This is a genomic window from Microbulbifer halophilus, assembly GCF_026183675.1.
In the GTDB taxonomy this organism is placed as follows: Bacteria; Pseudomonadota; Gammaproteobacteria; order Pseudomonadales; family Cellvibrionaceae; genus Microbulbifer; species Microbulbifer halophilus.
In genome coordinates this window covers 126,640-153,279 of the sequence record NZ_JAPIVK010000001.1, presented here as the reverse complement: position 1 = coordinate 153,279, position 26,640 = coordinate 126,640, and the positions used below count along the sequence as shown (strand labels likewise).

General features: G+C 61.7%; 26 protein-coding genes. 14 read left to right on the top strand and 12 right to left on the bottom strand.

Annotated features, from left to right (window positions below; translation table 11 throughout):
- Nucleotides 1-40 precede the first annotated feature (40 nt).
- Entirely contained in the window at nt 41-1,537 is a 1,497-nt protein-coding gene (locus tag OQE62_RS00605; protein ID WP_265720040.1) for a M48 family metalloprotease, read from the bottom strand.
- A gap of 220 nt (nt 1,538-1,757) precedes the next feature.
- On the opposite strand from OQE62_RS00605, the gene OQE62_RS00600 reads away from it, so the two are divergent.
- The 3 genes from OQE62_RS00600 to OQE62_RS00590 all read left to right on the top strand — a co-directional run bounded on the left by OQE62_RS00600 (nt 1,758) and on the right by OQE62_RS00590 (nt 4,350).
- Entirely contained in the window at nt 1,758-2,039 is a 282-nt protein-coding gene (locus OQE62_RS00600; RefSeq protein WP_265720039.1) for a sulfurtransferase TusA family protein, read from the top strand.
- Between the two features lie 18 nt (nt 2,040-2,057).
- Nucleotides 2,058-3,161: an AI-2E family transporter gene (locus OQE62_RS00595; protein ID WP_265720038.1), complete on the top strand. Its 1,104-nt coding sequence runs from the start codon at nt 2,058-2,060 to the stop codon at nt 3,159-3,161.
- A gap of 85 nt (nt 3,162-3,246) precedes the next feature.
- Nucleotides 3,247-4,350 carry a phosphoribosylaminoimidazolesuccinocarboxamide synthase gene (locus OQE62_RS00590; RefSeq protein ID WP_265720037.1) on the top strand — a complete coding sequence of 368 codons (1,104 nt, stop codon included), beginning with the start codon at nt 3,247-3,249 and terminating at the stop codon, nt 4,348-4,350.
- 180 nt (nt 4,351-4,530) lie between these two features.
- On the opposite strand, the gene OQE62_RS00585 is transcribed toward OQE62_RS00590, so the two are convergent.
- Together OQE62_RS00585 and OQE62_RS00580 are read right to left on the bottom strand one after the other, a co-directional pair.
- Nucleotides 4,531-4,713 (bottom strand): hypothetical protein, encoded by a 183-nt coding sequence (locus OQE62_RS00585; RefSeq protein WP_265720036.1) that lies wholly within the window; start codon nt 4,711-4,713, stop codon nt 4,531-4,533.
- On the bottom strand, nt 4,710-5,249 hold the full coding sequence (locus OQE62_RS00580) for a hypothetical protein (protein ID WP_265720035.1): 540 nt from the start codon (nt 5,247-5,249) through the stop codon (nt 4,710-4,712). The genes OQE62_RS00585 and OQE62_RS00580 overlap by 4 nt, the downstream gene beginning before the upstream one ends.
- A gap of 268 nt (nt 5,250-5,517) precedes the next feature.
- Here OQE62_RS00580 and OQE62_RS00575 point away from each other — a divergent pair, with 268 nt between their 5' ends.
- From OQE62_RS00575 to OQE62_RS00530, 10 genes are all read left to right on the top strand, one after another.
- Nucleotides 5,518-7,908, top strand: a complete 2,391-nt coding sequence (locus tag OQE62_RS00575) for a VIT domain-containing protein (RefSeq protein ID WP_265720034.1) — start codon at nt 5,518-5,520, stop codon at nt 7,906-7,908.
- Entirely contained in the window at nt 7,908-8,486 is a 579-nt protein-coding gene (locus OQE62_RS00570) for a class GN sortase (RefSeq protein ID WP_265720033.1), read from the top strand. The genes OQE62_RS00575 and OQE62_RS00570 overlap by 1 nt, the downstream gene beginning before the upstream one ends.
- Nucleotides 8,487-8,924: 438 nt before the next feature.
- Nucleotides 8,925-11,594, top strand: coding sequence for a pyruvate dehydrogenase (acetyl-transferring), homodimeric type (gene aceE / locus OQE62_RS00565; protein WP_265720032.1), 2,670 nt, complete (start codon nt 8,925-8,927; stop codon nt 11,592-11,594).
- A gap of 26 nt (nt 11,595-11,620) precedes the next feature.
- Entirely contained in the window at nt 11,621-13,303 is a 1,683-nt protein-coding gene (gene aceF, locus OQE62_RS00560; protein ID WP_265720031.1) for a dihydrolipoyllysine-residue acetyltransferase, read from the top strand.
- A 218-nt stretch (nt 13,304-13,521) separates the two neighbouring features.
- Nucleotides 13,522-13,791 (top strand): hypothetical protein, encoded by a 270-nt coding sequence (locus OQE62_RS00555; protein WP_265720030.1) that lies wholly within the window; start codon nt 13,522-13,524, stop codon nt 13,789-13,791.
- Nucleotides 13,792-13,872: 81 nt separating this feature from the next.
- On the top strand, nt 13,873-14,154 hold the full coding sequence (locus tag OQE62_RS00550) for a hypothetical protein (RefSeq protein WP_265720029.1): 282 nt from the start codon (nt 13,873-13,875) through the stop codon (nt 14,152-14,154).
- Nucleotides 14,144-14,521, top strand: coding sequence for a hypothetical protein (locus OQE62_RS00545; RefSeq protein WP_265720028.1), 378 nt, complete (start codon nt 14,144-14,146; stop codon nt 14,519-14,521). The genes OQE62_RS00550 and OQE62_RS00545 overlap by 11 nt, the downstream gene beginning before the upstream one ends.
- Nucleotides 14,522-14,698: 177 nt before the next feature.
- A complete protein-coding gene (locus tag OQE62_RS00540; protein WP_265720027.1) occupies nt 14,699-15,091 on the top strand; it encodes a VOC family protein in 393 nt (130 codons plus the stop codon).
- Nucleotides 15,092-15,146: 55 nt separating this feature from the next.
- Nucleotides 15,147-15,503 carry a hypothetical protein gene (locus OQE62_RS00535; protein WP_265720026.1) on the top strand — a complete coding sequence of 119 codons (357 nt, stop codon included), beginning with the start codon at nt 15,147-15,149 and terminating at the stop codon, nt 15,501-15,503.
- A gap of 381 nt (nt 15,504-15,884) precedes the next feature.
- The gene (locus OQE62_RS00530) at nt 15,885-16,838 is read left to right on the top strand and encodes an AraC family transcriptional regulator (RefSeq protein ID WP_265720025.1); all 954 of its coding nucleotides are present in this window, start codon (nt 15,885-15,887) and stop codon (nt 16,836-16,838) included.
- 99 nt (nt 16,839-16,937) lie between these two features.
- Here OQE62_RS00530 and OQE62_RS00525 read toward each other — a convergent pair whose 3' ends face one another.
- The 3 genes from OQE62_RS00525 to OQE62_RS00515 all read right to left on the bottom strand — a co-directional run bounded on the left by OQE62_RS00525 (nt 16,938) and on the right by OQE62_RS00515 (nt 18,200).
- Entirely contained in the window at nt 16,938-17,210 is a 273-nt protein-coding gene (locus tag OQE62_RS00525) for a high-potential iron-sulfur protein (RefSeq protein ID WP_265720024.1), read from the bottom strand.
- A gap of 38 nt (nt 17,211-17,248) precedes the next feature.
- Nucleotides 17,249-17,602 carry an immune inhibitor A gene (locus OQE62_RS19430; RefSeq protein WP_322746552.1) on the bottom strand — a complete coding sequence of 118 codons (354 nt, stop codon included), beginning with the start codon at nt 17,600-17,602 and terminating at the stop codon, nt 17,249-17,251.
- A 70-nt stretch (nt 17,603-17,672) separates the two neighbouring features.
- Nucleotides 17,673-18,200: an HPP family protein gene (locus OQE62_RS00515; RefSeq protein WP_265720023.1), complete on the bottom strand. Its 528-nt coding sequence runs from the start codon at nt 18,198-18,200 to the stop codon at nt 17,673-17,675.
- A 52-nt stretch (nt 18,201-18,252) separates the two neighbouring features.
- On the opposite strand from OQE62_RS00515, the gene OQE62_RS00510 reads away from it, so the two are divergent.
- A complete protein-coding gene (locus OQE62_RS00510; RefSeq protein WP_265720022.1) occupies nt 18,253-18,831 on the top strand; it encodes a TetR/AcrR family transcriptional regulator in 579 nt (192 codons plus the stop codon).
- 6 nt (nt 18,832-18,837) lie between these two features.
- On the opposite strand, the gene OQE62_RS00505 is transcribed toward OQE62_RS00510, so the two are convergent.
- The 6 genes from OQE62_RS00505 to OQE62_RS00480 all read right to left on the bottom strand — a co-directional run bounded on the left by OQE62_RS00505 (nt 18,838) and on the right by OQE62_RS00480 (nt 26,432).
- Nucleotides 18,838-20,151, bottom strand: coding sequence for a sensor histidine kinase (locus OQE62_RS00505; protein WP_265720021.1), 1,314 nt, complete (start codon nt 20,149-20,151; stop codon nt 18,838-18,840).
- Between the two features lie 158 nt (nt 20,152-20,309).
- Complete coding sequence (locus OQE62_RS00500) at nt 20,310-21,665, bottom strand: sigma-54-dependent transcriptional regulator (protein WP_265720020.1); 1,356 nt, start codon at nt 21,663-21,665, stop codon at nt 20,310-20,312.
- 173 nt (nt 21,666-21,838) lie between these two features.
- Nucleotides 21,839-23,044: an ABC transporter permease gene (locus OQE62_RS00495; protein ID WP_265720019.1), complete on the bottom strand. Its 1,206-nt coding sequence runs from the start codon at nt 23,042-23,044 to the stop codon at nt 21,839-21,841.
- 7 nt (nt 23,045-23,051) lie between these two features.
- Complete coding sequence (locus tag OQE62_RS00490) at nt 23,052-24,365, bottom strand: ABC transporter permease (RefSeq protein WP_265720018.1); 1,314 nt, start codon at nt 24,363-24,365, stop codon at nt 23,052-23,054.
- A 10-nt stretch (nt 24,366-24,375) separates the two neighbouring features.
- The gene (locus OQE62_RS00485; RefSeq protein WP_265720017.1) at nt 24,376-25,077 is read right to left on the bottom strand and encodes an ABC transporter ATP-binding protein; all 702 of its coding nucleotides are present in this window, start codon (nt 25,075-25,077) and stop codon (nt 24,376-24,378) included.
- Nucleotides 25,078-25,151: 74 nt separating this feature from the next.
- Nucleotides 25,152-26,432, bottom strand: a complete 1,281-nt coding sequence (locus tag OQE62_RS00480) for an efflux RND transporter periplasmic adaptor subunit (protein ID WP_265720016.1) — start codon at nt 26,430-26,432, stop codon at nt 25,152-25,154.
- Between the last annotated feature and the right edge of the window lie 208 nt (nt 26,433-26,640).

Here is a 26,640-nt window from a genome sequence, read left to right as displayed (position 1 = left end):
ATCTGCTCCCAGCAGATTTGTCATCATTCCGCATTCATCATTAAAGTTCCTTCGCCTCCCGCTGCATCTTCATTACATCCTTCAGCCGCTGTTCCAGGATCGCGTGGGTCTGGTAGTCGTTTTTGGCCAGGCGGATGCCGTGGCGGAGGTGCTGGGCGGCCTTGTCGAAGACGCCGTTGAGGATGTAGTACTCGGCGCGCGCCTCGTGTACACCGACGATATCCCCGGCCAGGCCGTGTGTCTCCGCCAGCAGGTACCAGACCGACGGGTCCTCGCGACGCACGCGGCTGTGTGTCTCCAGAAGGCGCTCCGCCGCCAGGTAATTGCCCGCCTTGAAATGGGCGTTGGCTAGGCCCATGGTCAGCGCGTGGTCGCCCGGCGCCTTGTCCAGGGCGGACTGCAGGCGCTCGATGGCGGTGTCGTAGGCGTTGCGGGTGATGTCGATATCGGCCCGAGCCAGTACATAGGTGTTCTTGTCCGGTCGCGCATCCAGTAGCGGCTGCAGGGTCTCCAGCGCATAGTCGGGCTTGCCGGCGTCGATCTGCGCCAGCGCCAGGCCGTAGCGGGCCGCCTCCTCATTGTCATGGATACCGCGCAGTTCCGCCTGGAAGCGTTTGACCGCCTGTTGCGGCGTGTCCTCGGCCCTGACCCGGATACGCGCGCGCATCAGGTGGTAGTCGAGGCTGTCGGTGGTCTTTGTGTCCGGCATGCGATTGGCGCGCAAACGGGCATCGGCGATCCGCTTTTCGGTCACCGGGTGGGTCAGCAGGAATTCCGGGGGGCGGCGATAGTAGCGGGTGGCCCTGAGCATCTGCTCGAACATTTCCCCGGCCGCCTGCGGGTCGCGGCCGGATTTGGCCAGGGTCTGGATGCCTACCCGGTCCGCTTCCTTTTCGTTCTGGCGCGAGAAGCGCAGTTGGTTGTCCAGGGCCGCCGCCTGGGTCGCGGTCATGGCGGCGAGGCCTGCGTCGCCGCCGGCGGTGGCCGCCAGCACCAGCGCGCCCAGCATGCCGGCCAGGGTGGGAATGGTACTGTTGCGTTGCGCCTCCAGGGAGCGCGCATAGTGACGCTGGCTCAGGTGGCCCAGTTCGTGTGCCACCACCGACGCGAACTGGTCCTCGTTTTCGGCGAACAGGAACAGGCCGGTGTGGATCCCCATGACGCCGCCGGGGACGGCGAAGGCGTTCATGGTGTCGTTGTTGACCACCACCACATCGACGGCTTTGTCCTCGAGTGGGCTGTGTTCCGCCAGGCCTTTGACGGTCTCCTCCACATATTGCTGCAGCAGCGCATCGCTGGAGGTGGGCACCTGACTGCGGAACATGCGCAGCCACATCTGCCCCAGATCCTTCTCCCGCGCGTGGGAGACCAGGCCGCTGGTGGCGTCGCCGAGTTCGGGCAGTTGTATCCGATCCTCTTCCGCCAGTGCTGCCGGCGGCACACTGCCGAGCAGCAGCCCCATGCCCAGCGCTGCCAGGCCGCCGCTGATACGCTGTCGTAGCGGGCGGAGGCGGCTGTTTCTCTTCAGGTCGATCATCGGTTGTTACTGCTCGGTTTGTTCCGGGGATATCTCTGGGACAACTCTATGGCAACCTCGGCAAACTGTCGAGGTTTTGACCAGAGGGGTGGTAAAAGGTTCTAAGAGTTGTCGTCACCATCGCCGTTGAAAGAAATTGCGCGGGAGGTGGATTGACCCGGATTCCCGCGTCTTATACGCGTTATAATGCGCCCATCGAAAGACAGTGACCGCGCAGCCGATGACCGGACCTCCCGCCGATGACAATTTGTCCGCTGAAGGCTCTGCCGATCGGGACGCCGCCACCACCGTGGATGCCCGCGGCCTGCGGTGCCCTCAGCCGCTGCTGGCCATGCGTCGCGCACTGCGGGACTATCCTGCCGGCACGCTGCTGTGCGTGCTGGCCACGGACGAGGGATCCTGGCGCGATTTTCACAGTTTTGCCGAGCTGAGCGGCCGTGTCCTGCTGCGCGCGGAGCGCCGCGGGGATTGTTTTTACTACTGGCTGCGGGCCGGGCAATAGAAAGAGAACGCCGAATTTATGCTGACCATCGTCAAACACTGGGTTAACCGCTATTTCAGCCAGGAAGAGGTGGTATTGCTGGTCCTGTTGCTGCTGGCGGCCCTGGTGGTGCTGGCCACCCTGGGGCAGGTACTGGCGCCGGTGCTGGCGGCGTTGATCATCGCCTTCCTGTTGCAGGGCATGGTGCAGCGGCTGCAATCCTGGGGTGCCCCCCACTGGCTGGCGGTGAGTTTATCCTGCGTGGTGCTGGTGGGGACGGTCGTCGCGCTTTTCCTGGTGGTGCTGCCGATCATCTGGCGCCAACTGGTGCGCCTGTTCGCGGAACTGCCAAACATGATCGAGCGGGGGCAGGAGTTGCTACTGCTGTTGCCCGAGCGCTATCCGCGGCTGGTCTCCGCCGAGCAGATCGACGGAATCTTCAACACCATTGGCAGCGAATTGGGCAATGTGACCCAGACACTGCTGACCTTCTCCCTGGCCAACCTGCCGGTTCTCGCCGCTGTGTTGATCTACGCCGTGGTGGTGCCGCTGCTGGTATTTTTCTTCCTCAAGGATTCCGAGCGGCTGATCGGCTGGTGCACCTCCTTCCTGCCACATCGCCGACCCATGCTGCGCCAGATCTGGCACGAGATGAACGATCAGGTGGCCAACTATGTGCGCGGCAAGGTGATCGAGATCGGCATAGTGGCACTGATCAGCTACGCCGCCTTCCTGGCGCTGGGCGTCAACTACGCGCTGCTGCTGGCAGTGGCAGTGGGGCTCAGTGTGCTGATTCCCTATATCGGCGCCGCCGTGGTAACCATCCCGGTGGCCGCCATCGGCCTGTTCCAGTGGGGCTGGAGCAGTGAGTTCTTCTACCTGATACTGGCCTACGGCATCATCCAGCTTCTGGACGGCAATGTGCTGGTACCGCTGCTGTTCTCCGAGGCGGTCAACCTGCACCCGGTGGCCATCATCCTGGCGGTACTCTTCTTCGGCGGTATCTGGGGATTCTGGGGGGTGTTCTTCGCCATTCCGCTGGCGACCCTGTTGAAGGCGATCATGAACGCCTGGCCCACCGTCGAGCATCAGGCCGAATGGCAGGCCAGGGAGGCGGAGGAGACAGAAGAGGCCGCCGAGTGAAGAGTTGCCCCTGTGGGAGCCTGCCAACTTCCCGCCCCCGATTTGTTCGCCATCGATAAGAACTGAATCCAATTAGGAATGATCCATGAGCCATGCTGGCAAAGTACTGGCAGTCAACGACGATCTGCCGATCCGCACCGATAAACCCGTCCACAGCGGCAAGGTCCGCTCGGTCTACTGGCTGACCGAAGCCGACAGCCGGCGCCTGATCGAGGAAAAGGGCTACCCGGTGGCGCCCGACGCGTCGCTGGCGGTGATGGTGATTTCCGACCGTATCTCCGCCTTCGACTGTATCTGGACCGGCGAGGGCGGTATGCGTGGTGTGCCCGGCAAGGGCGCGGCGCTGAACGCCATCTCCAACCACTGGTTCCAGCTATTCAGGGACAAGGGCCTGGCCGACAGCCATATCCTGGATATCCCGCACCCGCTGGTGTGGATCGTGCAGAAGGCCCGCCCGGTGATGATCGAGGCCATCGCCCGCCGGTATATCACCGGTTCCATGTGGCGCGCCTACGCCCGGGGCGAGCGCGAGTTCTGCGGTATTCAGATTCCCGACGGCCTGCAGAAAGACCAGAAGCTGCCGGAGCTGCTGATCACCCCGTCCACCAAGGGTGTCCTGAAGGGCCTTCCGGGTGTGCCGGAAGCGGACGACGTCAACATTACCCGCAAGAACATTGAAGACAATGCCGAGGCGTTCAATTTCCGCAACGCCGACGATATCGATCTCTACGAGAAGCTGCTGAAAGAGGGCTTCGCCGCAATCTCCGCCGAGCTGGAACAGATCGACCAGATCTTCGTCGATACCAAGTTCGAATTCGGCTATGTCATCGACGCCGACGGCAGCGAAAAACTGATCTACATGGACGAAGTGGGCACCCCCGACTCCTCCCGCATCTGGGACGGCCAGCAGTACCGCAACGGCAGGGTGGTGGAAAACTCCAAAGAGGGCTTCCGCCAGGCCTTGCTCAACCACTTCCCGGACCCGGATATCCTGCTCGACAAGGAGCGCATGGACGAGCGCCGGGCGTTGGCCCGCGACAACGAACTGCCGGAATCCATGCTGATGGATGTCTCCGCCACCTATGTGGGGATTGCGGAAAAGATCATCGGGAAAAAGCTCGAACTCTCCGACAATCCCAGGGCGGAGCTGATCGAGGTCCTGCGCGACGGTTACGGCCTGATCGATTGATCGAATTCCTGTCTCTGATAAAAAGCCGGCCAAGCGCCGGTTTTTTGGTCAGGCTATTTCTGCGTTGTTGCAGGAATATTGCGCTTTGGTTTTACATCAGTGGGCGGGAGTGGTTTCTTTTCGGATTGCAGGATCTCCTTGACTCTGTTTCTGGCATCTTCCAAGCTTCTCGCTTCCTCTCTATTCCTCATCTGATTTATCCTCAAAATCTTCGTCGATGTCCTTATCCTCCTTCTTCGTAAGATCAGGAGACCCTACGTGCGTAACGTTGTCCGGAAATTCGGAGTCAAGGATATGTTGATTTTCTTCGAGAGTCTTTTTCATTTTTTTAAGACGCTCTTGATGGGATTTCTTGACTTTCATAACTTCTTTACACAGTAGTCTGGAAAGTGTGTGGCACCTGTAGATGGCACGTACCGGTAGCCTCGGGATATGTAGTAGTTTTTTACGCTTTCGTTGATGGGCTCCATAATCCTGATTTCCTCTGCCCCGAGTAAAGCAGCATATGCCATCAACGAGAGTTCGGTTATTACGAAGGCTCTTCCCTTCAGCTGGCTGTTTCTCGCCAGCCTTTCGACAAGCTCCAGGCGTACTCTCGTTCCACTGTATGAGGGCCGACCAAGCGCAAGGGATTCGAGTCTGTTCTGGTGCCAGATAGCCAGCTCAAATCGTTTTGGGTATAGCTTGCGGTAAAGTCGACAGTCATGCTCCCAATCGAAGTTCACCGACCTCTCCGGGATATCGTGCCATAGGCGAGCCTGGGTTAAGGCTTTGTGATCGATATCTGACAAGCGTATGTGATGGGAGTCAGGATAGGTCAGGAACTCCTTAACCTGTTTGAAAACTTCTGTTCTGTATGCACTATACCGGAGCTCCGCATCCAGATGCGTCGCTAACATGAATCCTCCTTGACCACATGGCTGATATTAGCCGAATCTTATAGACTTTCCTTTCATTACAGGCAGCATGTTTTCTTCGTATCACTTGTTTGCCGTTCGGTCAATATCCTGTAGCTGAGTGTAGTGCGGATGGTTCACCCTACGGCCTACCTGCCTCCCGCCATAATTCGCCACAATTCCCCATTCCAGCACCCGGATTCCTCCCCGCTTTCGCCGTATTGCCTCTGTTTAATGACCTCCACAACGAAACGAACATGGGGGGAAGCCAGTGAACAGGGCACTATTTTCCGGCCAGCGGGTTCCGCGCGATCTGCTGGTGCTGCCGACCGAGGAATACTATCGACGCCGCTACCGCGGCAGTCGGCGCGGACGCTGGTTGCTGTTTGTTGTTACGGTGCTGGCGGTGGTGCTGGCCGCTGTGGGCGCGCGGGCGGAAGAGGGCGCCGCGGCCGGTAGCGGCGGAGTCACCCTCAACGATGTGGAGGCCGGCGACCTGCTGTTTGCGGGCGGTGGAGAAGGGCGGTATCTGCCCGCCGTGCATCTCGCCAGCAAAGCGCAGGTGTCGGTGCGCGGCCTGGTGGCGGAGGTGACGTTAAAGCAGGAATTCGCCAATCGCAGCGACCAGTGGCGGGAGGCGGTCTACGCACTGCCGTTGCCGGAGAATGCCGCCGTCGCCGGACTGGAAATCCGCGTGGGCGAGCGGCGTATCGTCGGCAAAGTGCGCGAGCGCGAGAAGGCGCAGCAGATCTACAAGGCTGCGCGCAAGGCGGGCAAGCGCGCGGCGCTGCTGGAACAGCAGCGGCCCAACCTGTTTACCAACAAGGTGGCGAATATCGCTCCCGGTGAAACGGTGCAGGTGCAGGTCCGCTATCTGCAACCGGTCCGCTACGACGGCGGCACCTTCAGCCTGCGCCTGCCCACGACGCTGACGCCGCGCTATATTCCCGGCGAGGTCATCCCCGATGCGCAAACGGAACTGGCCGCCGACAGCAGCGGCTGGGCGCTGCCCACAGATCGAGTGCCGGATGCGCACAAAATTACCCCTTTCATGTGGATTCCACCCGTGGAGTCCACCCTTGGGGGCAGCGCAAAGCTGCCCGGGGCTGCTCCCGGCCGTTTTATGCAGCCGGCTGCCGAACGGAGCGCCGGCGGCAGTCACAGGATTTCGATCGACGTCGAGCTGGATGGCGGCCTGCCGCTGGCGGATATCTCCAGTCCCTACCACGCTATCGATTTTGATAAACGGTCGGACGGGCGCTATGCCGTGCGCCTGAAACATGGCAGTGCGGTGATGGATCGGGACTTCGCCCTGCAATGGCGTCCGCGTACGTCCGCCATGCCACGCGCGGCGCTTTTTACCCAGAAGTCTCCGCAGGCAGGTGATGGGGACGAGGCGAGTACTTACCTGCAGTTGTTGCTGTTGCCGCCGGATGCGGGCAGGAATGTGCGGCGCCTGCCGCGGGAGGTGGTCTATGTGATCGACACTTCCGGCTCCATGGGCGGCAACTCCATCCGCCAGGCCAAGGAGAGCCTGCTGCTCGCCCTGTCGCGTCTGCAGCCGGGGGATCGCTTCAATGTGATCGAGTTCAACAGCGATACCCGCGCCTTTTTCCCGCGCCCGGTGGCGGCGGAAAAGCAGCACATACAGCACGCCCGCGATCGGGTCGAGGGACTGCGGGCCAGTGGCGGAACCGAGATGGCACCGGCGCTGCGCCTGGCTCTGAGCCAGCAATTGCCCGGCGACAACAGTCTGGTGCGCCAGGTGGTGTTTATCACCGACGGCGCCGTCGGCAATGAGCGGGCCCTGTTCGAACTGATCCACGGGCAACTGCAACAGGCGCGGCTCTTTACCGTGGGTATCGGTTCGGCACCCAACGGCCATTTTATGCGCAAGGCGGCACAGTTCGGCCGCGGGGCCTCCATCACCATCGGCGACCTCGGGGAGGTGCAGGAACAGATGCAGGCGCTGTTCGCCAAGCTGGAGAATCCGCTGGTGACGGATCTGCAACTGACCTGGCCGCGGGGGTTGAAAGTGGACGCCTATCCCAAGCGTCTCCCCGATCTCTACCGCGGCGAACCGGTGCAATTGGTGGCGCGTATCGATGGCGGCTCCCTGAAGGGGGAGGTGGCACTGCGCGGCCGCCTGGCCGGCAGGCAGTTCCGTCGCAGCCTGTTACTGAAAGAGAGCGGCGATGGTAGCGGTCGCGGTATCGGCAGTGTCTGGGCGCGCGCCAGGATCGAATCCCTGCGCGACCGGCAACTGGAAGTCGGTGAACACAGCGAGGCCGGCCGGGAACTGCGGCAGCAGATACTGCAGCTGGCGCTGGATCACCAGTTGGCGAGCCCTTACACCAGTTTTGTCGCCGTGGAGGAGGAAGTAGTGCGACCGCGGGGCGAAGGTGTCTCCAAAAGCCCGGTGCCCAACGCGGTGGCCCGCGGGCAGGTGCTGCAGACCCAGGCCTATCCGCCCACCGCCGCCGGCCTTTACGCGCAACTGCTGACTGCCGCGGGATTGCTCGGCCTGGCGGGCCTGCTGTGCCGTGGCAGGTTGTTGAAGGGCAGGTTGCTGCGGCGCCTGCGCGAACTGCTGCGCAGGGTGGTGCCGGACCCGCGCCGCGCGCGCCGGCCCCTGGAGCGCGGTCTGGTGAGGGGTCACTGATGCTGCGCGGGACACTGTTTGCGGCTTGCCTGCTGGCCGGTCTCTGGCAGTTGGGTGGCGCCGCCTGGCTGCTGGCGAAGGCGGAACTGGCCCAGTACCTGATTGCCGCGGCCTGGGAAGAGAAGTTATCGAGCGGGGAGTCGGTTGAGCCCTGGCCCTGGGCGGACACCCGCCCGGTGGCAAAGCTGCAGCTGGCGGATCGCGAACCACTGATGGTGCTGGCCGGCGGCAGCGGCCAGGCGCTGGCGTTCGGTCCCGGCATGCTGCCGGCGTCCGGCGAGCCGGGTGAAGCGCGCACCACCGCGATCGCCGCGCACCGGGACACCCACTTTACCGGCCTGGACCAGCTGCAGCCGGGGGCGCCGATACGGCTGCAGGATGGCCGCGGGCGCTGGCACCATTACCGCGTTATGGAAACCCGGGTGGTCAACAGCGAACGCGAGCGACTGCCGGTATTCGCCGAACCCGGCCTGCTGCTGGTCACCTGTTACCCTTTCGGTGCGGTCGATCCCGGTGGCCCGCTGCGCTACCTGGTCTACGCTGAATATCTTCCCGGCGGGCCCCCGGTACAGCTGTGACCGGCGGGCGCGATTGAGACTCGATTTTGTAATTTAATTTCCGCCTTTGCCCGCAATATCTTCCGCCCAAACGGCAAATGGGCAAATATCTGTTTTGTATATTGGTTTTATTTGTTACTAATTGTCCTATCTGGAAAAACTCTTGTAGTAATACTACAATCGCCCCCGCCTGGGGATCCGGGGCGGATCCCGCACACGACAGAATCATAGAAGCACGGCAGCAGACAGGTGCCGGCTCCCTTCCTGTTTCGCCTGCGCAGAAGTGAGCGTCCGCCCACTCTGCATTTCCGCCAACGAGGGCGGCGATTTGGCGGAAACGCAGAGAAAAAGGAAGCAATTTTCTGCCTGCGCTGTACTTTGCCCGATTGCCAAAAACCGATCTGAAAAAGAAGACGCTACCGACTCGACGTCGCACAATTCGCCGAGGAGCATTGTTTGATGCAAGACGAAACCGATATCCAGGAAACGCAGGAGTGGCTGGACGCGCTGCAGGCGGTAATTCGCTTCAGTGGCAAGGAGCGCGCCGCGTTTCTGCTGAAACAGCTGTCCGACCGCGCCACCGACATAGGCGTGAAGCTGCCGGCGGCCATCACCACCCCCTATCGCAATACCATTCCGCCGAATGCGGAGAAGCGCATGCCGGGCGACCTGTTCATGGAGCGCCGCATTCGCTCGCTGATCCGCTGGAACGCGCTGGCGATGGTGGTGCGCGCCAACCAGAGCGCGGACAACCTGGGCGGCCATATCGCCAGCTTCTCCTCCGCCGCCACCCTCTATGACGTCGGCTTCAACTATTTCTTCCGCGGCAATGAGGGCAAAGAGCTGGGCGATCTGGTCTTCTTCCAGGGCCACAGCTCGCCGGGCATCTACGCCCGCTCCTATCTCGAGGGGCGCTTCGACGAGGAGCAACTGGACAACTTCCGCCGCGAGGTGAACGGCAACGGCCTGTCCTCCTACCCGCACCCCTGGCTGATGCCCAATTACTGGCAGTTCCCCACCGTTTCCATGGGCCTGGGGCCCATCCAGGCCATCTACCAGGCGCACATCATGCGCTATATGTCCGCGCGCGGCCTGTCGCCCCGCGGCGATCGCAAGGTCTGGGCCTTCCTGGGCGACGGCGAGTGCGACGAGCCGGAATCCCTCGGTGCCATCTCCATGGCTGGCCGCGAAAACCTCGAGAACCTGGTGTTCGTGGTCAACTGCAACCTGCAGCGCCTGGATGGCCCGGTGCGCGGCAACGGCAAGATCATCCAGGAACTGGAAGGCGTTTTCCGCGGCGCCGGCTGGAATGTGATCAAGGTCCTCTGGGGCCGCCTGTGGGATCCGCTGCTGGAGAAGGACGAGAAAGGTCTGTTGCAGAAAGTCATGGACGAAACCGTCGATGGCGAGATGCAGAATTTCAAGGCCAACGGCGGCGCCTATACCCGCGAGCACTTCTTCGGTAAGTACCCGGAGCTCGAGGAGATGGTCAAGGATCTCTCCGACGACGAAATCATGAAGCTGAACCGCGGTGGCCACGACCCTTACAAGGTCTACGCCGCCTACGCCGCGGCCATGGCGCACAAAGGCCAGCCCACCGTGATCCTCGCGCAGACAGTCAAGGGTTACGGCCTGGGTGCCGCCGGCGAGGCGGCCATGGATACCCACAATGTCAAGAAAATGGACCTGGAAGCGCTGCAGCGCTTCCGCGACCGCTTCGGTATTCCGCTGACCGACAAGGCGCTGGAGGAGGTTCCGTACTACCGCCCGGCGCCGGACAGCCCGGAAATGAAATACATGGCCGAGCGCCGCAAGGCCCTGGGTGGCCCGGTGCCGGAACGCCGCACCGAGTGCCCGAAACTGAAGGTACCCGGGCTGGACATTTTCAAGGCCCTGACCAAGGGCTCCGGCGATCGCGAGATCTCCAACACCATGGCTTTCGTGCGTGCCATCGCGGCGCTGGTCAAGGACAAGAACATGGGCCAGAACGTGGCACCCATCGTTCCCGACGAAGCGCGAACCTTCGGTATGGAAGGGCTGTTCCGCCAGATGGGTATCTACTCCTCCCAGGGGCAGAAATATACGCCGGTGGATCACGGCCAGATCATGTATTACAAGGAAGACAAGAAGGGCCAGGTGCTGGAAGAGGGCATCAACGAGGCCGGCGCCATGTCCGCCTGGATTGCGCTGGCCACCGCCTACAGCAACCACGGCGTACCCATGGTGCCCTTCTACATCTACTACTCGATGTTCGGCTTCCAGCGAATCGGCGACCTGGCCTGGGCCGCCGGCGACATGCAGGCGCGCGGCTTCCTGATCGGCGCCACCGCCGGCCGCACCACCCTGAACGGCGAGGGCCTGCAGCACCAGGATGGTCACAGCCATGTGTTGTCTTCCACCATCCCCAACTGCAAGAGCTACGATCCGGCCTACGGCTACGAGCTGGCGGTGATCATCCAGCGCGGCCTGGTGGAGATGTACGAAGAGCAGCAGAATGTTTTCTATTACATCACCATCGAGAACGAAAACTTCCTGCAACCGGAGATGCCGCAGGGCGCGGAAGAGGGCATCATTCGCGGTATCTACAAGCTGAAGTCCAACGCCAGGAAGAGTGCCAAGGGCAAGGCGGCCAAGAAGCATGTGCAGCTGATCGGTGCCGCTTCCATCCTCAGCGAAGTGCTGGCGGCTTCGGAGCTCCTGGCCGACGAATTCGGCGTGACCTCCGATGTCTGGAACCTCACCTCCGCCACCGAGGCGGCGCGCGAGGGGCAGGATGTGGCGCGCTGGAACATGCTGCACCCGGATAAGAAACCGCGCAAGGCCTGGATCACCGAGCAGTTCGAGGGCAACGAGTCCCCGGTGATCGCCTCCACCGACTACATCCGCGCCTACGTCGAGCCGCTGCGCGAATTTATCGACGGCGACCTGACCACACTGGGTACCGACGGCTTTGGCCGCAGCGACAGTCGCGAGCAACTGCGCCGCTTCTTTGAAGTGGACCGCAACTACATCGCCATCGCCGCGCTGAACAGCCTGGCGGAACAGGGCGTGATCGAAGCGAAAGAAGTGACTGACGCGATCAAGAAGCTCAACGTCGACCCGGAAAAAGCAAATCCGCGTCTGGTCTAAGGCACCGGAAAAGGAAGGCAAGCAATATGGCAAAACAAGTCATCAAAGTGCCTGATCTCGGCGGTGCCGATCAGGTAGACGTAATCGAAATCAGCGTGGCAGAGGGCGATACCATCGCAGAGGAGGACGCCCTGATTGTGGTCGAGGGCGACAAGGCCTCTATGGACGTGCCCTCCCCCTACGCTGGCAAAATCGTCAAGATCAGTGTCTCCGAGGGCGACCAGGTCTCCGAGGGCGACGTGATCGGCGAGATCGAAACCGATGCCGGCGGCGGGGAGGAAGAAGCCCCCGAATCCGGGGAAAAGGAAGAGGCCTCAAAGGAAGAAGCATCGGAAGGAAAAGCCGAGGAAGAATCGGAGGAAAAGTCCGAGGGCGAGTCTTCCGAAGCGCCGGCTGCTCAGGGTGAAGAGCAAGAGGAAACCGTCAAGGTGCCGGATCTCGGCGGCGCCGATGCTGTCGATGTGATCGAGGTCAGCGCCCAGGCCGGCGACGAAGTGGATGAAGGCGATGCCCTGATCGTGGTCGAGGGCGACAAAGCCTCCATGGACGTGCCGGCACCCTTCGCCGGCACCGTGGTTTCCATTGCGGTGAAGGAAGGCGACAAGGTCTCCTCCGGCGACGACCTGGGGGTGATGAAAGTGGTTTCCGGCGGCGCGGCAGCGCCGGCGGAAAAAGCCGAGACAAAGAAAGAGGAGAAGCCCGCCGCCGAGCCGGAGCGGAAAGCAGAACCGGAGCCGCAGGCATCGGAGCCGCCGGCCGCGCCGCAGAAGGACCGCTACCTGGAACGCGACCTGACCGTGTCCGCCGAGGTCTACGCCGGCCCGGCGGTGCGCAAGCTGGCCCGCGAACTGGGTGTGACTCTGAACAAGGTCAAGCCCACCGGCCCGCGCAACCGTGTCACCAAGGACGACCTGCATGCCTATATCAAGGAGCAGGTGAAGAAGTCCGAGAGCGGCGCCGTGGGTGTCGGCGCGGGCGTCGCGCCCATGCCGGAGATCGACTTCAGCCAGTTCGGCCCGGTGGAAACCGAGCCGATGAGCAAGATCCACAAGCTCACCGCCGCCAATATGGCGCGCAACTGGCTGACCGTGCCCCACGTCACCCAGTTCGACGATGCGGACATCTCCGAGCTGGAGGATTTCCGCAAGTCCATGAAGGCGGAGGCGGAAAAGCGCGGAGTGAAACTCACACCGGTGCCTTTCCTGCTCAAGGCCGCCGCCGCCGCACTGCGCGCCGAGCCCAGCTTCAATGTGTCGCTGCACAACGACGGCGAGCACATCGTGCGCAAGGACTATGTGCATATCGGCATGGCGGTGGATACACCGAAAGGCCTGATGGTGCCGGTGATCCGCGATGTGGACAGGAAGGGGCTCTACGAATTGGCGGAAGAAGCGTCGGAAATGGCGGCGCTGGCCCGCGATGGCAAGCTGAAGCCGAAGGATATGCAGGGCGCCTGCTTCACCATTTCCAGCCTCGGCGCCATTGGCGGTACCGGCTTTACGCCCATCGTCAACGCGCCGGAAGTGGGTATCCTCGGCGTTTCCAAACTGTCGATACAACCGGTCTGGGACGGCTCCCAGTTCGTGCCGCGCAAGATGCTGCCGCTGGCGCTGTCCTACGACCACCGCGCTGTGAACGGTAGTGATGCCGGCCGCTTCCTGACCTACATGGTCAGCGTCCTCGGCGACGTGCGTCGCCTGCTGCTGTAGCGCGCTGCGCGCGCAATGGTCGGTGGTTGGTGGTCAGTGTGAGTGGGTTCACTCTGCACTGACCACTGACCACTGACCACTGACCACTGACCGAGCCCCGAACCTCCCGTCGAATTTCGCGCATAAATTTCCCGCTACCGACAAGTCAAATCCCCCGCCAACTACACTGAAAAAGTACCGAGTAGACGCGCAACTCTGAAATCGAGAGGTATTCGGAAATGAAGCGCACAGGGATATTCGCACTGCCGGCACTGTTGTTGTTGGTATTGCAAGGTTGCGTCTTTCTACCTGTTGAAAGAAGCGACAAAGACGACCCTTTCTTCTTCGCTGCTGACGACGTCAGTAACAGCGCCGACTTTGTCGAAGCCAGTCACTATCGAACCAGCGCCCCGCTGCCACCATCGAGCAATCACCATTGTTCGGGGGATTGGGAAATGACAAAAACGGGAGCCGCCTGCTGGTTTTTCCCGGTAATGCGGGTTTACTGATAGTGGGATCCGGCGAAAAAACAACGCCCCTCTCCCTTTGGGAGAAGGGTTGGAGGAGAGGGCAATGAGGAGTCAACAGTCATGAAAATGTCCGTATTCTTTCTTTCCACACTGGCTGCAACAATTCTGCTCGGCGGTTGCGGCACAACCGACCCGCGCAGTGACGTGGTCTATCCCTACAACCCACCGACACCCAAGGCGGAATACCGCGAACAGCGGACCACGGCTCCGGCAACCCGCCGCTCCGCTTCCGGCTCCTGCCCGGGCGACGCCGAAGAGCTGGCACCGGGTTCCATCTGCCCGGAGTCGGCGCGCTGTTTCAAGGTTTCCGGAGGCAAACGCTGCATCGACTATGAAAGGTAAACTTGCACTCATCCTCACACTCGCCGGCCTGCTAGGCGGTTGCGCCGGCCTGGACGGTTTCTGGGGTGACCTGCGCGGTACGCCCCCGCTCCACACCCAGCGCAGCGTGCCGCTGGCCGACCTGCAGGCTTTCCCACGCCACTGCCTGGCCGGCGATACAGAATTCATGGCTCTCGCCGAGTGTCCCATGGACTACGCAGCCTGCTACCAACTGGATACCGGCAACTGGTGCAGCGACAGCCGCGCCGAGATCTGCCCGCTGGGAGCGGAACCGAAGGTGGTCGATTCGGACTGTCCCGGCGGGGATGAGTGCGGAGTCTACTTCCCCAACCTGCGCTGCCGTTCGGCCGCCAGCGCAAAAGGTTGATGGCAAAACGCCGCAGGCATTGCCGCTCATCGAGCCGGTGGTGGCCTGCGGTTATCATGCCGCTTCCCCGATTGAGTGCGTAATGAGGTACGATATCCTGCCACAGGAAAACCGGGTGTACGGGAAGTGCTGTGTGAGAGGATCGAAACCGACGTTCGCGATCGAGGAGGATCGACAATGAAAACCAGAACACACCTGATGTTTGACGGCGATGCGGAGGCGGCGATGGATCTCTACACGTCGGTATTCCCGGGCGCGGAAATTCTGGAAGTGGAAAAGTATGGCCCCGGCGAGCCGGGAGAGGAAGGTTCTGTCAAACAGGCGCGATTTTCACTGGCCGGCCAGGAGTTTCTCTGTATCGACAGCCCGGCAAAGCACGATTTCGGTTTTACTCCCTCTATCTCGATCTTTGTCGACTGCGAATCGGAAGGGGAGCTGGAGCAGCTGTTCGGGCAACTGGCTGAAGGCGGCGCCGTGCTGATGCCGCTGGACGATTACGGCTTCAGCCGCCGCTTCGGCTGGCTGAACGATCGCTTTGGCGTCTCCTGGCAAATGAATCTGCCACATTGACCCGAAAGCATGCTCCCTGCTCGACAACGGCTGCGGGCCACGGGAGAGACAGACTGTGAGCTGGATAGGCGGCGTACTGGTAGCCATCGACCAGCTGGGCAACGCAATCGCCGGGGGCAACCCCGACGCCACTATCTCCGCGCGCACCGGTTACTTCTCCCATGTGGAAGAGACGCCCCTCCGTCCCTACTGGCGGACCATGGAGCGGGTCATCGATTTCACCTTCCTGCCCATCGACGGACCCTGTCACTGTTACAACGCCTATCTCTCGGACAAGGACGAGAGGAACGAGGAGGGCAGTGACTCCATGCGGGCGCTGCTGGGGATCCTGGTCATCCTAACCTGTATTCCGCTGTCGATTGTCACCCGCCTCTATGTCCGGTTGTTCCCCTCAGCCCGTTACCGGGGATGAAGCTCCCGCGGGCCCCTTGACCTCAATATTGGTTGAGGTTGTAGCCTGTGCACCGGTACTATTGCCGGATCTGCCCTGATTGCCTATTTCTGTGGACGGTGGTTGGCTGAAAATACTCAGTCCACCGACGGATGCAGGTGTGGCGGTGGTCGGGCGGAAACCGGTTGGTTGGTGAGGGCCCCGGTATACGGCGGTTTGGCAGCATTTGTCAGTATTGCATATTGCTGCACGCTTATTGCCCAATTCTGCAAAAGTCTAAGACACTTGCCTGAAACTCCGTATACTGGCCCTTCCAGAAGTGAAGACATCATTGCTGTGCACCTGCCCGGCGGTGTTGTGAAATCCGTTCCACGGATCCGGGAAACCGGGGGAGGAGAGGTTGTGAACGAGAGTTTGGAGAGAGAGCAAGCTGCGGCCCTGGAAATGGAGCGTCGGCGGCTGGCTCAACTGGTGCTGCGGTCGATGCCCGATGAAGGCATGCGAGAATCCCGATTGCCCGGCCTGGGATTCGCACGCGCCAATTCCACCAGCAGCTGCGTATCCAGTGTCTACGAGCCCTCGCTGGGGTTTATTGTGCAGGGCAGCAAAACACTGCGGCTGGGGGACAAAAAGATCGTCTATGAGCCGCTGAGCTACCTGGCCTCGTCTGTACACCTGCCCGTGCTGGGCCAGGTTATCGGCGCTTCGGGCAGGGAACCCTACCTGGCAATCAAGTTGTCGGTGGACCCGCAGGAAGTCACCGACCTGGTTATCGAAATGGGCGATCGGGCACCGACATTTGATCCGGACATGCCCTGTCCCGAGATTTCCTGTGGTCTCTGTCAGGCGAAGATGGATCTGGACATGCTGGACGCGATAACACGCCTGGTGGAACTGCTGGACAGACCCGCCGACGCGCCGATACTGACACCGCTGATACGCCGGGAAATACTCTACCGTGCGCTGATGGGCGAGATGGGGCCGCGGATGCGAAAATTTGCACTGGCAGACAGTCAGGCCAACCGTATCTCACGGGTGATCGCGGTACTCAAGAACCGCTTTACCGAGCCGCTGCGCGTCGGCGATCTGGCGGGCCTGGCCAACATGAGCGAGTCGTCCCTTTACCACAGCTTCAAGCAGGTGACCCGCATGTCGCCGCTGCAGTTCCAGAAGAAGCTGCGCCTGCACGAGGCGCGGCGCCTGATGTTGAGCGAAGGACTGGAAGCCGCCTCGGCCAGCTACCGCGTGGGTTACGAGAGCCCGTCCCATTTCAGCCGCGAGTACAGCCGTATGTTCGGCGCGCCGCCGCGGGCGGATGTGAACAAGCTTCGCGGGGAGCATCGCGAGTCGGCGTGATATACGTAGGGCGCGCCGTGCGCACCCAGTGAGTGGAGCGAAGTGTCAGGCCACAGCTGGTGCGCACGGCGCCCCCTGCGACTGACCGGCATTACGGGGTCAGGAAGCTTTTTTCACATACAGACTGCACCAGCCCTCCGGGCTGATTTTTCCCTCCACCACCTGGCAGGCATCGGGCTCTGTGAAAAACTGGCAGTCGACACATTTGTCGCCGTTCTTCGGCGAGTCCTGGTACTGCACGGCCTCTTTGCTTGCCTTGCCCTGGGCCGCGGCGCGATCGGTCGCGATCAGTGCCAGCGGCACCAGCACCGCGGCACTGCCGCCCAATTTGAGAAACCTGCGCCGCGAGATATTGCGGTTGTATCGGTCCACGGTCGTTCACCTCCATGAAACAGGATGCGCCTATCAGGTTAGCTCACGGCACAAGAGATCGACGCAGATGAAATTGCGAATCGATTGTGTTCGGTTTTTTTGAAAAGGGAGCGACACACTGCGTGTGTGCCGCTTTTTGAGGTTGGGGAGCCGGGATTACCGGTAGAGCAGGACCTTGCCGACAGACTTGTCGTCACTCTGCACAGCGCGAACCTTGAGCCCACAGGGGGTAATGGCCCGCTCTGGTCGTTCCAGGTGTTGGTGTGCTGGTCCGCGTCGACAACGCCGATAAAGGCGTTGCCAGGATGCTCGCCGACCCAGTTGTTGTCGTAACCGGTATCCGCATACCAGACCACCAGCCCCTCGTTGAAGCCGAGTATCTCTCCGGCCACAGTATTTCGATCAGCTTGACCTCGTTGGTCACCGCGAGATCCGGTGTGCCCCGGGAGGGCGACTGCCCGGTTACAGCCATCGAGAGGGGTATTTCTGCCCCAGCGCGCGATGGTAGAGGGTGCCGAATAGCACGATCAGTACTGTGCCTGCGGCGACCGGTGTCAGCAGGAAGCCCCAGTCCTGCCCGCCGAGCATCAGCAGAATCGGGTTGGCACCTGCCGGCGGGTGCGTGGTGCCGGTCACCTGCATCAGGGCAACGGCGAGCCCGACTGCCAAGCCCAGGGACCAGGCGTGGACGCCGAACAGCCACGCCGACAGGACCCCTACCAGGGCAGTGAGGCAGTGCCCCAGCACGATATTGCGCGGCTGTGCCAGGGGGCTCTCCGGCAGGCAGAACAGGATCACCATGGTCGCCCCGAAGGGAGCCATCAGCCATATTCCCGTCCTATCCATCGAATCCAGGCCACTGAGTGTGGCGATACAGAGAGCGGCGCCGATGCCGGCGCTGAGTGCAGCCGCTAGAGGGCGGGGGAAGCGAAACAGTTTGTACACGTTTGTTGTCTCCAGGTAGACCAGTTTGTCTACCAAGGTAGACAAGTCGGTATCCCGCTGTCAAGCTGGCGACTGTCGCGATAACGGAACCAAGGCTATGGATAAACGGGAGCATCTGGTGTGCACCGCCCTCTCACTGTTCTATCGGCACGGTATCCACGCTGTGGGAATCAACCGGGTGCTGGAGGAGTCCGGGGTGGCAAAAAAAACCCTCTACCACCATTTTGAGAGCAAGGAGGCGCTGGTAATGGCGGCGCTGGAACATCGCGATGAAATATACCTGGAATGGTTCGGCGAACGGCTCGCCCGTGTGCCCGCCGGCTCGCGCGGTGTTGCCGAGCTGTTCCGGGCGCTGGACGACTGGTTCAATGGGCGGGTCGAAAAACTCAGCCCCTTTAACGGCTGTTTTTTTATTAACGCCAGCGCCGAGTACAGCGATCGGCAGCACCCGATACACAGGGCGTGTGCGGCACACAAGGGCAGGGTTGCGGCACTGGTGCGGCCACAGGTGGATGCACTCGGACTATCGCCCCGGCGGGCGCAGGCGATCTGTGAAACACTGCTGTTGCTGAAAGAGGGCGCCACTGTCAAGGCCCATGTACAGGGGGATCTGGACGCGGCGCGGCGGGCGGGCCGTACAGCGGGACTACTGATCGACGCTGTGTCGGGGGAGTAGATGCCCTCAGGCCTGTTTGTCGGGCCACGGTAGCCACAGCCGGATCTGCAGGCCGCCGCCCTCGCGGTTGTGCATCTGGATATTGCCGCCGTGGGCGTCGACTATTTCCCGACACAGCGCCAGCCCCAGTCCCATGCCTCCGGCCTTGGTTGAATAGAACGGCAGCAGTGCCTGCTGCAGTACTTTCTCGCTCATACCGCAGCCGCGGTCGCGTACTACCAGTTGCTGGCCCTGACGGTCGGCGATGATTCGCAGTTCCGTGTTGTCGCTGCCGGCTTCGCCCGCGTTCTTGAACAGATTCAACAGCGCCTGTTCTATCTGCACCGGATCGAAATAACCCGGGCGCGCGGGCAGTTCGCCCTCTAGGGTGAACTGTTGCAGCGGTGACAGCTGATCGATCAGTTGCCGCCACTGCACCTTTTCGCAACTCGGTGCCGGCAGTTTGGCGAAACGGGCGTAGCCCTGTGTGAACTCGGTCAGGTGCTGGCAGCGTTCGGCGATGGTGTCGAAGACTTTTTCCAGGGCTCCCGACTTGGCCGGTTGTTGTGCCAGCATTTTGCCGCTATGGGCCATGGAGGAAATCGGCGCGAGGGAGTTGTTCAGTTCGTGGCTGATCAGGCGAATGACTTTTTTCCACACCTGCACTTCCGCGCGGGTCAGCTCGCGGGTCATCTCGCGAATCACCACCAGCCGGTGGCGGTGGGCATTGAGGACGAAATAACTGTTGCCAACATGCTGGGTAACGGCGCCCTCGTCACCGCTGTAACTGAAAAGGCCGTCCTCGCGCCGCTCAATGGCACCCGCCAGTTCCGGCGGGCAGTATGGCAGTATCTGCTCGAGATGCATTCCCTGTATCGGTTTGCCGTTGTTCAGCAGGTGGCGGGCGCTGGTATTGCTGTAGATGATGCGCTCGCTCTGGTCGAGCAACAACAGAGCCTGGGGAGAACTCTGTATCACCGTATCCAGCAGCAGTTCGCGCTGGTAGATATGGGCGCGCTCGCGCCGCAGTATCTCCACCACTTCATTGTAGAGCTGCGAAACACGGCCCATTTCGTCGCGGCGCTGTATCGCCAGCGAGATGGAAAAGTCGCCATCGCGGAAATTGAGAAGACCGCTTTCCAGGGCGGCGATTGCACGGTTGAGGGAGGCGGTGAGCGGGCGCAACAGGGCCAGTACCACAGGCACTGCCAACAGCAGGCCGCCGCTCCAGGCGAGTTCTGGTTCCAGCCCCAGTTGCAACAAGATAAATGGAGTGGAGGTGGCAACCAACACCGTCAGCAGCGAAACTCCGACGATACGGCCTTCCAGGCTAAACTGCATTGCTCACAATTCTCCGTAGGGTGCGCCGTGGCAGATAACTGCTCCATGCGTGATCTGCATGACCGCCATCCATGGCGGCCTCGCACCATTTGGCGTTGATCGGGGATGCGGCATTCTATCGGTGCGGAGGGTGCACCCTACGGCTGCAGATCGCATCGTCAGTAGGGAATGCCGTGTTTGTCCAGCCGGCGGTAGAGCGCCTGGCGGCTGAGCCCGAGCTCTCGCGCCGCCTGCGCGATGATACCGTTGCAGTTGGCGAGCGTCTGTTCCAGCAGCTCGCGGCTGGGTTCGAAACTGAGCTCGGTCCTGGCACCGGTCTCCTGCTGTGGCAGGGCCAGGGTCTCCGCGTCGATGGTGTCGCCGCTGGTGAGCACGGCGGCGCGCTGCATGCTGTTCTGCAGCTCGCGCACATTGCCCGGCCAGTGGTACCGCGTCAATGCCGATTGGGCCTGCGGCGCGAGTCGTTTTGTCTCACCGCTGCCCTGCTGAAGGAAAACGCGGGCCAGCGGCGGTATATCCTCGGGGCGATCCCGCAGTGCCGGCACTTTCAGCTCTATCACGTTCAGGCGGTAAAACAGGTCCTGGCGGAAATTACCGGCGGCGATCTGTTGCGGCAGGTCGCTGTTGGTGGCGCTGATTACGCGTACCCGGACCCGGCGCGTCTGGCTGCTGCCGAGCCGCTGGAATTCCCCGGTCTGCAATACCCGCAGCAGTTTAACCTGGCCGCTGGCGGACAGTTCGCCGATCTCGTCGAGAAACAGGGTACCGCCGTCGGCGGCCTCGAAACGGCCTTGGCGCGTGCGGTTGCCGGCACCGGTATAGGCGCCCGCCTCGGCGCCGAAGAGCTCCGCCTCCATCAGCTCCTCCGGCAGAGCGCCAACATTGACCTTGAGATAGGGGCCCTCGCGGAGTACCGAGTTGGCCTGCACGATATCGGCAATTTTTTCCTTGCCGGCGCCGTTGGGGCCGGTGATCAGCACCGGCACCTCGGCGCGGGCTACCTGGGTGGCCATTTCCAGCAGCTTCTGCATGGCGCCGCTGCGGTAGACGATATCCTGCAGGTCAAACTGCTCGCGCAACTGTTGCCGCGCCTGCATGGCCTCCTGCCGGGATCGTCGCTGTTGCATCTGCAGCTCGCTCAGTTCCAGCAGATTCTTTACCGTCGCTACCAGCTTGTTATCGTCCCAGGGTTTGCCGATATAGTCGGCGGCCCCCGCCTTGACCAGCTCCACCGCCATCTCCAGCTGGGTCCAGGCAGTGAGGAGTATCACTGGAATGTCCGGCTCGATTTCCCGGATGGCGAAAAACAGCTCGCGGCCCTCTTCGCCGGAAGTGGTATCGGCGGTGAAATTCATATCCTGGATAACCAGGCCGATATCGGAATGTTCCCGCAAAAGCTGCAGCCCCGCCTGGGGGGTGACGGTGCTGATGCTGTCCATATTATGCAGGGACAGCAACAGCTCCAGGGCGGAGATGATACCCGGGTTGTCGTCGATGATCAGGACTTTATCCATAGCGCGTTTTGTTTTCCCTCTATGTAGGATGGGTACGCTGCCGCTTTGCCCATCCTGCGGATCTACAGCACAATCTTGCGAGTCCCGAGTCCCGAGTCCCGAGTCCCGAGTCCCGAGNCCGAGTCCCGAGTCCCGAGTCCCGAGTCCCGAGTCCCGAGTCCCGAGTCTCGAATTTATACGCTGCGAGTCGCCGTGGCCGGCGAAATATTCGCCGCGCGCAGCGCTGGCACCAAGGTAGCCGTCAGGCTGACGCCGAGCAGTATTAAGGCACAGCTGAGCGTCGTCGACAACGGCAGTGCCGGCTGGTCGAATTCACTGGCGAGAAAGTAGTTGAAAATCTGCGCCGCGGCCACGCCGATAAGGATACCCGTGACGGCGATCAGCAGGTTTTCCAGCAGGAAGTAGCGGCTGATGGCACTGCGGGTGGCACCCAGGGCGCGGCGCACGCCGATCTGCTTCTGCCGCTGGGTGATCCAGAATACCGTCAGGCCGACGATACCGAGGGCGACGATAAATGTCAGCAGGCCGGCTACACTGCTCAGTACCTTGATCATGGTGTTGTCGCCGGCGTAATAGCGGTCCAGCTGCTCCTGCAGGGTTTTGACGGTGACCACCCGCTGGGGGTCGTGCTCGGCCAGTTTTTCCTCCAGCAGTTTTGCCACGGCATCCCGCTGCCCCGGCTCGGCGCGTACGACATAGTCGAACCACTGGGTGTCCATGATCGCGGGGTAAAACACGGCGTTGCCAGCGTCGGGGGCGTTGGGCCAGGGACCCAGATTGCGCTCGACGATGCCGACAATCTCAATGGGATTGTCCTCGTCGCCAAGGTAAACGGCTTTGCCCAGGGCCTCGCCGCCGGCAAAAAGTTCCCCGGCCAGTTGTTGTGTGACGATCGCTTTGCTCGGGCGCCAGCCGCTGCTGAAGCTGGTTTCCGTGATGTCGCTGGCGGTAAAGTCGCGACCCGCCACCAGTTTCATGTCGAGGGCATCCACAAGCTGTTCATCTCCCCAAAATTGGGCGCTGCTGGTTGCTCCGACCTCCCGGTTGGGTTTTGTGTGCAGGCCGGTTCTGGAACCGCCGCCGGTCAGCGGTACGCGGCTGACGGTGGCTGCGGCCACACCTGGCAGTTGGCGGATCATATCCAGGTCCCGGCGGAATGCTCGCAGTCTGTCGTAGTCCTTGGCAACAGGCATAAATTTTGCGGTCACGATATCCGTCACTGCCACGCCGGTGGGCCGGGCAATTCTCTCCATACGTTCCTGTATCACCACACTGGCATTGCCGACGATGGCGAGGGTCAGCCCCAGCTGCACGGCGATCAGCAGCGCGGAGATCTTGTGGCGCCAGAGCGCCGATAGAATGGGTCTCAGTTCCAACATGTTGGCCTCACTGGGTTTTCAGGTAGATGGAGGGATTGGTGCGGCTGATGCGCCAGGCCGGATAGAGGCCCGCGAGCAGGCTGGACAGAATTGCCAGTCCGATGGCGGACAGCATCATCAGCCAGTTCATCGAGGCCACGGTGTCCATATGGCCCATCGCCAGTTGGCGGATCAGCGCCAGGCCGACCAGGGTCATCAGTATGCCGATCAGCCCGCCGGCGAAGCCGATACAACCGCTCTCCACCAGGTGTTGGCTGAATATCGACCTGCCGCTCGCGCCCAGTGCGCGGCGCACACCGGCCTCCGGTGCTTTGCGCAGGAATTTGGCCAGCAGCAGGGCCACGGCATTGACCAGGCACACCAGCAGGAAGGCCAGCGACAGCCAGCTCAACATGCGGTCATCGCCGTCGACGACTTCGTTCAGCGCCAGCCATTCCGAGGGGTTGCTGAGGCCGAATTTCAGCGGGCGCGGGAAGCGGCCCTGGGCCTTGCGCTCGCGGATAAAGCCGGTCAGGTAATCCCGGTAACGCTCCATCTGCTCGGGAGTGTCCAGCTGAGCCCAGTACTGAATCCATACGTACTCGCTACCCAGCTGGTCCTCGTAGCTGTTGATATCCTCCGATTTCCAGCCGTTGGTATTGCCCCAGGGATAGATCTCCAGGGCCCGGTGCAGACCGAAGGGCAGGAATACTTCCGCGGATTCCAGAAAGTCTCCGTTGTTCAGGTCGTGCACCTTGGGGCTGGGCTGCCAGTCTTCGATGACTCCGACCACGGTGAAGGGCGCACCGTTGAAATTCACCGTGCGGCCGACACTGTTTTCGCCACCGAACAGTTTTTCGTTGGTGCGCTGTGACAGTACTATCTGATAGGCCGAGTTGTTGTCCGCTGCGTGGGGCCAAGTGCCGCCGTGGATAAACGGAATATCGAAGAGCGCGAAGAAGTCGCGGCTGGTCACTCTGGCCTCGACGGTGTAGGGCCGCAGTTCCGAGCCCTCCAGCGCTATGGGGCCGCCCCAGCGGTGCATGGCCACCTGATGGCTGGGAATGTCCGAACGCAGCAGGTCGATCGCGTCCTTGTAGGTAAGCTGCCACGGCATTTCGCTGGGGTTGTGGAAGGCCTTGTGGGGATCCCAGTTGTCCAACTGAACTGCGAAGAGCACATCGTCTTTGTCCGCCAGCGCGTTGCGCGACATCATATAATTGAGCGTCAGCGTGGTCATGGACGCGCCCACACCCACGGCGATGGCCGCCACCATCAGCGCGCTCAGTATCGGCGTGCCGCGCAGGCTGCGCATGGCCAGGGAAATATAGTAACCGATCATGTGAGCCCCCTTATGCGATTTCGGCGGTTGCGCTGGCGGCGCCATGCTGCAGATCGGCCACCTGGCCATCGACGATCTGGATATTGCGGTGGGCGCGCCGGGCCAGGTCCGGATCGTGGGTGACCATGACGATGGTGGTGCCCCATTCGTTGATAAACTCCAGCAATTCCATCACCTGTCGCGCCATCAGCGAGTCCAGGTTGCCGGTGGGTTCGTCCGCGAGCAGGAAACGCGGCTCGCCTGCCAGGGCGCGGGCGATGGCAACGCGCTGCTGCTGGCCGCCGGACAGTTGTGCCGGCAGGTGCTTCGCGCGCGCCGAGAGACCTACCTGCTCCAGCGCTTTTTCGATACGCTTCTTCCGTTCCCTGCCTTTGAGGCCGCGGTAGCGCAGTGGTACGTCGATATTGTCAAACAGGCTCAGGTCCGGGATCAGGTTGAAGCCCTGGAAAATAAAGCCGATTTTTTCGTTGCGCATCCGCGATCGGTCGCGGTCGTTGAGATTGCCCACGTCCTCGTCGTCGAGCAGGTACTGGCCGCTGGTGGGAGTTTCCAGCAGGCCGGCGATGTTCAGGAAAGTGGTTTTGCCCGAGCCGCTGGGGCCGGTGACCGATACGAATTCACCTTCGTCCACCGCCAGGCTGAAATCGCGCAGTGCGTGGGTTTCGATGGTGTCGGTACGGTAGCTCTTGCGGATACTCTGCATTTTCAGCATGGTGGTTTTCCTTTCGTTCTGGATCTGGGGTGGTTCTGGTTTCGGTATTCTTTGCAGGATGCGCCGTGCACACCCTACTGTTTCAGCGCAACCACTTGCGCTTTTTCCAACTCGTCGGCAGAGGAAGTGATGATCTGGTCGCCTTCACTGAGGCCGGAAACAATTTCCACCTGATTCAGGCCCAGGGCGCCTATCTGGATCGGTACCCGCTCTGCCTGCTGCTCGCCGTTGAGGCGGAAAGCGTAGCGGCCGCCGCTCTGGTCGAGGAAGGCGCCGCGCTTGACCAGCATGACGTCCGGCCGGTTTTCCAGAAGGATGCGCGCAGTCAGGCGCAGGTTCTGGCGCAGGTGCTGGGGCTGACCGTCGGTAAAGCGCACCCGCGCCTGTACCTGGTTGTCGATCACTTCGGGAGAGATGGAGGTAATTTCGCCGGGCATTTTTCGGCCGCCCAGGTTGATTTCCACAGCCATGGCCAGGCCCAGGTCGTCGGCGTAGTTTTCCGGCACTGCGGCCTCTATTTCGAAGCTGGTCAGGTCCACCACCGTGATCAGGGGGACATTGGCGGCCACGGAGCTGTGCTGGGCCGCGGCCAGGCTGCCGATGGTGCCGTCCACTGGCGACAGGATTTTCAGGTTGCGTACCTTGCGCTCCAGTTCCTCTACTTGAAGTCTCTGCTGGGAAACCTGCAGTTCCAGCGTCTGGGTTTCGAAAGCCAGGGCTTCCTTCTCGAGTTCGGCATTCTGTACCGCCTGTTCATGTTCCAGTTCGGCGCGCGCCAGCTCATCGCCGGCCTTTTCGAATTCCAGTCGGGGAATGATCTGTTTTTCCATCGACAATTCGGCCCGTTTCAATTCCCGCCGGGCGGCGGTCAGCTCGACCCTGGCCAGGTCGGCCTTCTGGCGGTTCTCCATCCGCTGGCGCTTGGCCTGGATTTTCTGCCGCTGCAGCTCCACGGAGAGCTTGTTGAGCAGGGCCTGTTCCTGGGCCAGTCGGCTGGAGACTTCCGGGCTGTCCACTTCCGCCAGCAGTTGGCCCCGCTCGACACTGTCGCCGGCCTGGACCGCGAACTTGACGATACCCCGGGCGGGGCTGAACAGGGTGGGGCTGTTGGCGGCTACCACGCGGCCCTGGACCACCAGGTCGCGCACCAGGTCTCCGCGCTCCACCTGGGCCACGTTGATGCGGGAAAGGGACAGGGTGCCGTCCACTGAGCCGGTGTCGTGCCAGGCTTTGATACCCCAGCCGAGGAAGGCGAGGGCGAACAGTCCGATACCGGCCGCTTTCAGAAGCCCGGGTTTTTTCCAGGGCGGGACGCTGGCGATTTGAGTGTCCTGCCCGGAAGTGTCTCTGATCATTTCGGTGGTCCCTGTCTCTTTCGTTGTTGTGCCGGGGCGCCGATGAAGTTCTGACGCGCCGGCGGTGATGTGCGGATGCAGGGGCGTATTGCGTCCGTCCGAAAGCAGTAGAGCAAGGGCTGTGCCAACTTTTGAAAATTTTTTAACTTGTTGAAAATAAAGGAATTTTCAGGTTTTCTCGGCAGCTGGGTAGCGAGTCGGGTGTCCG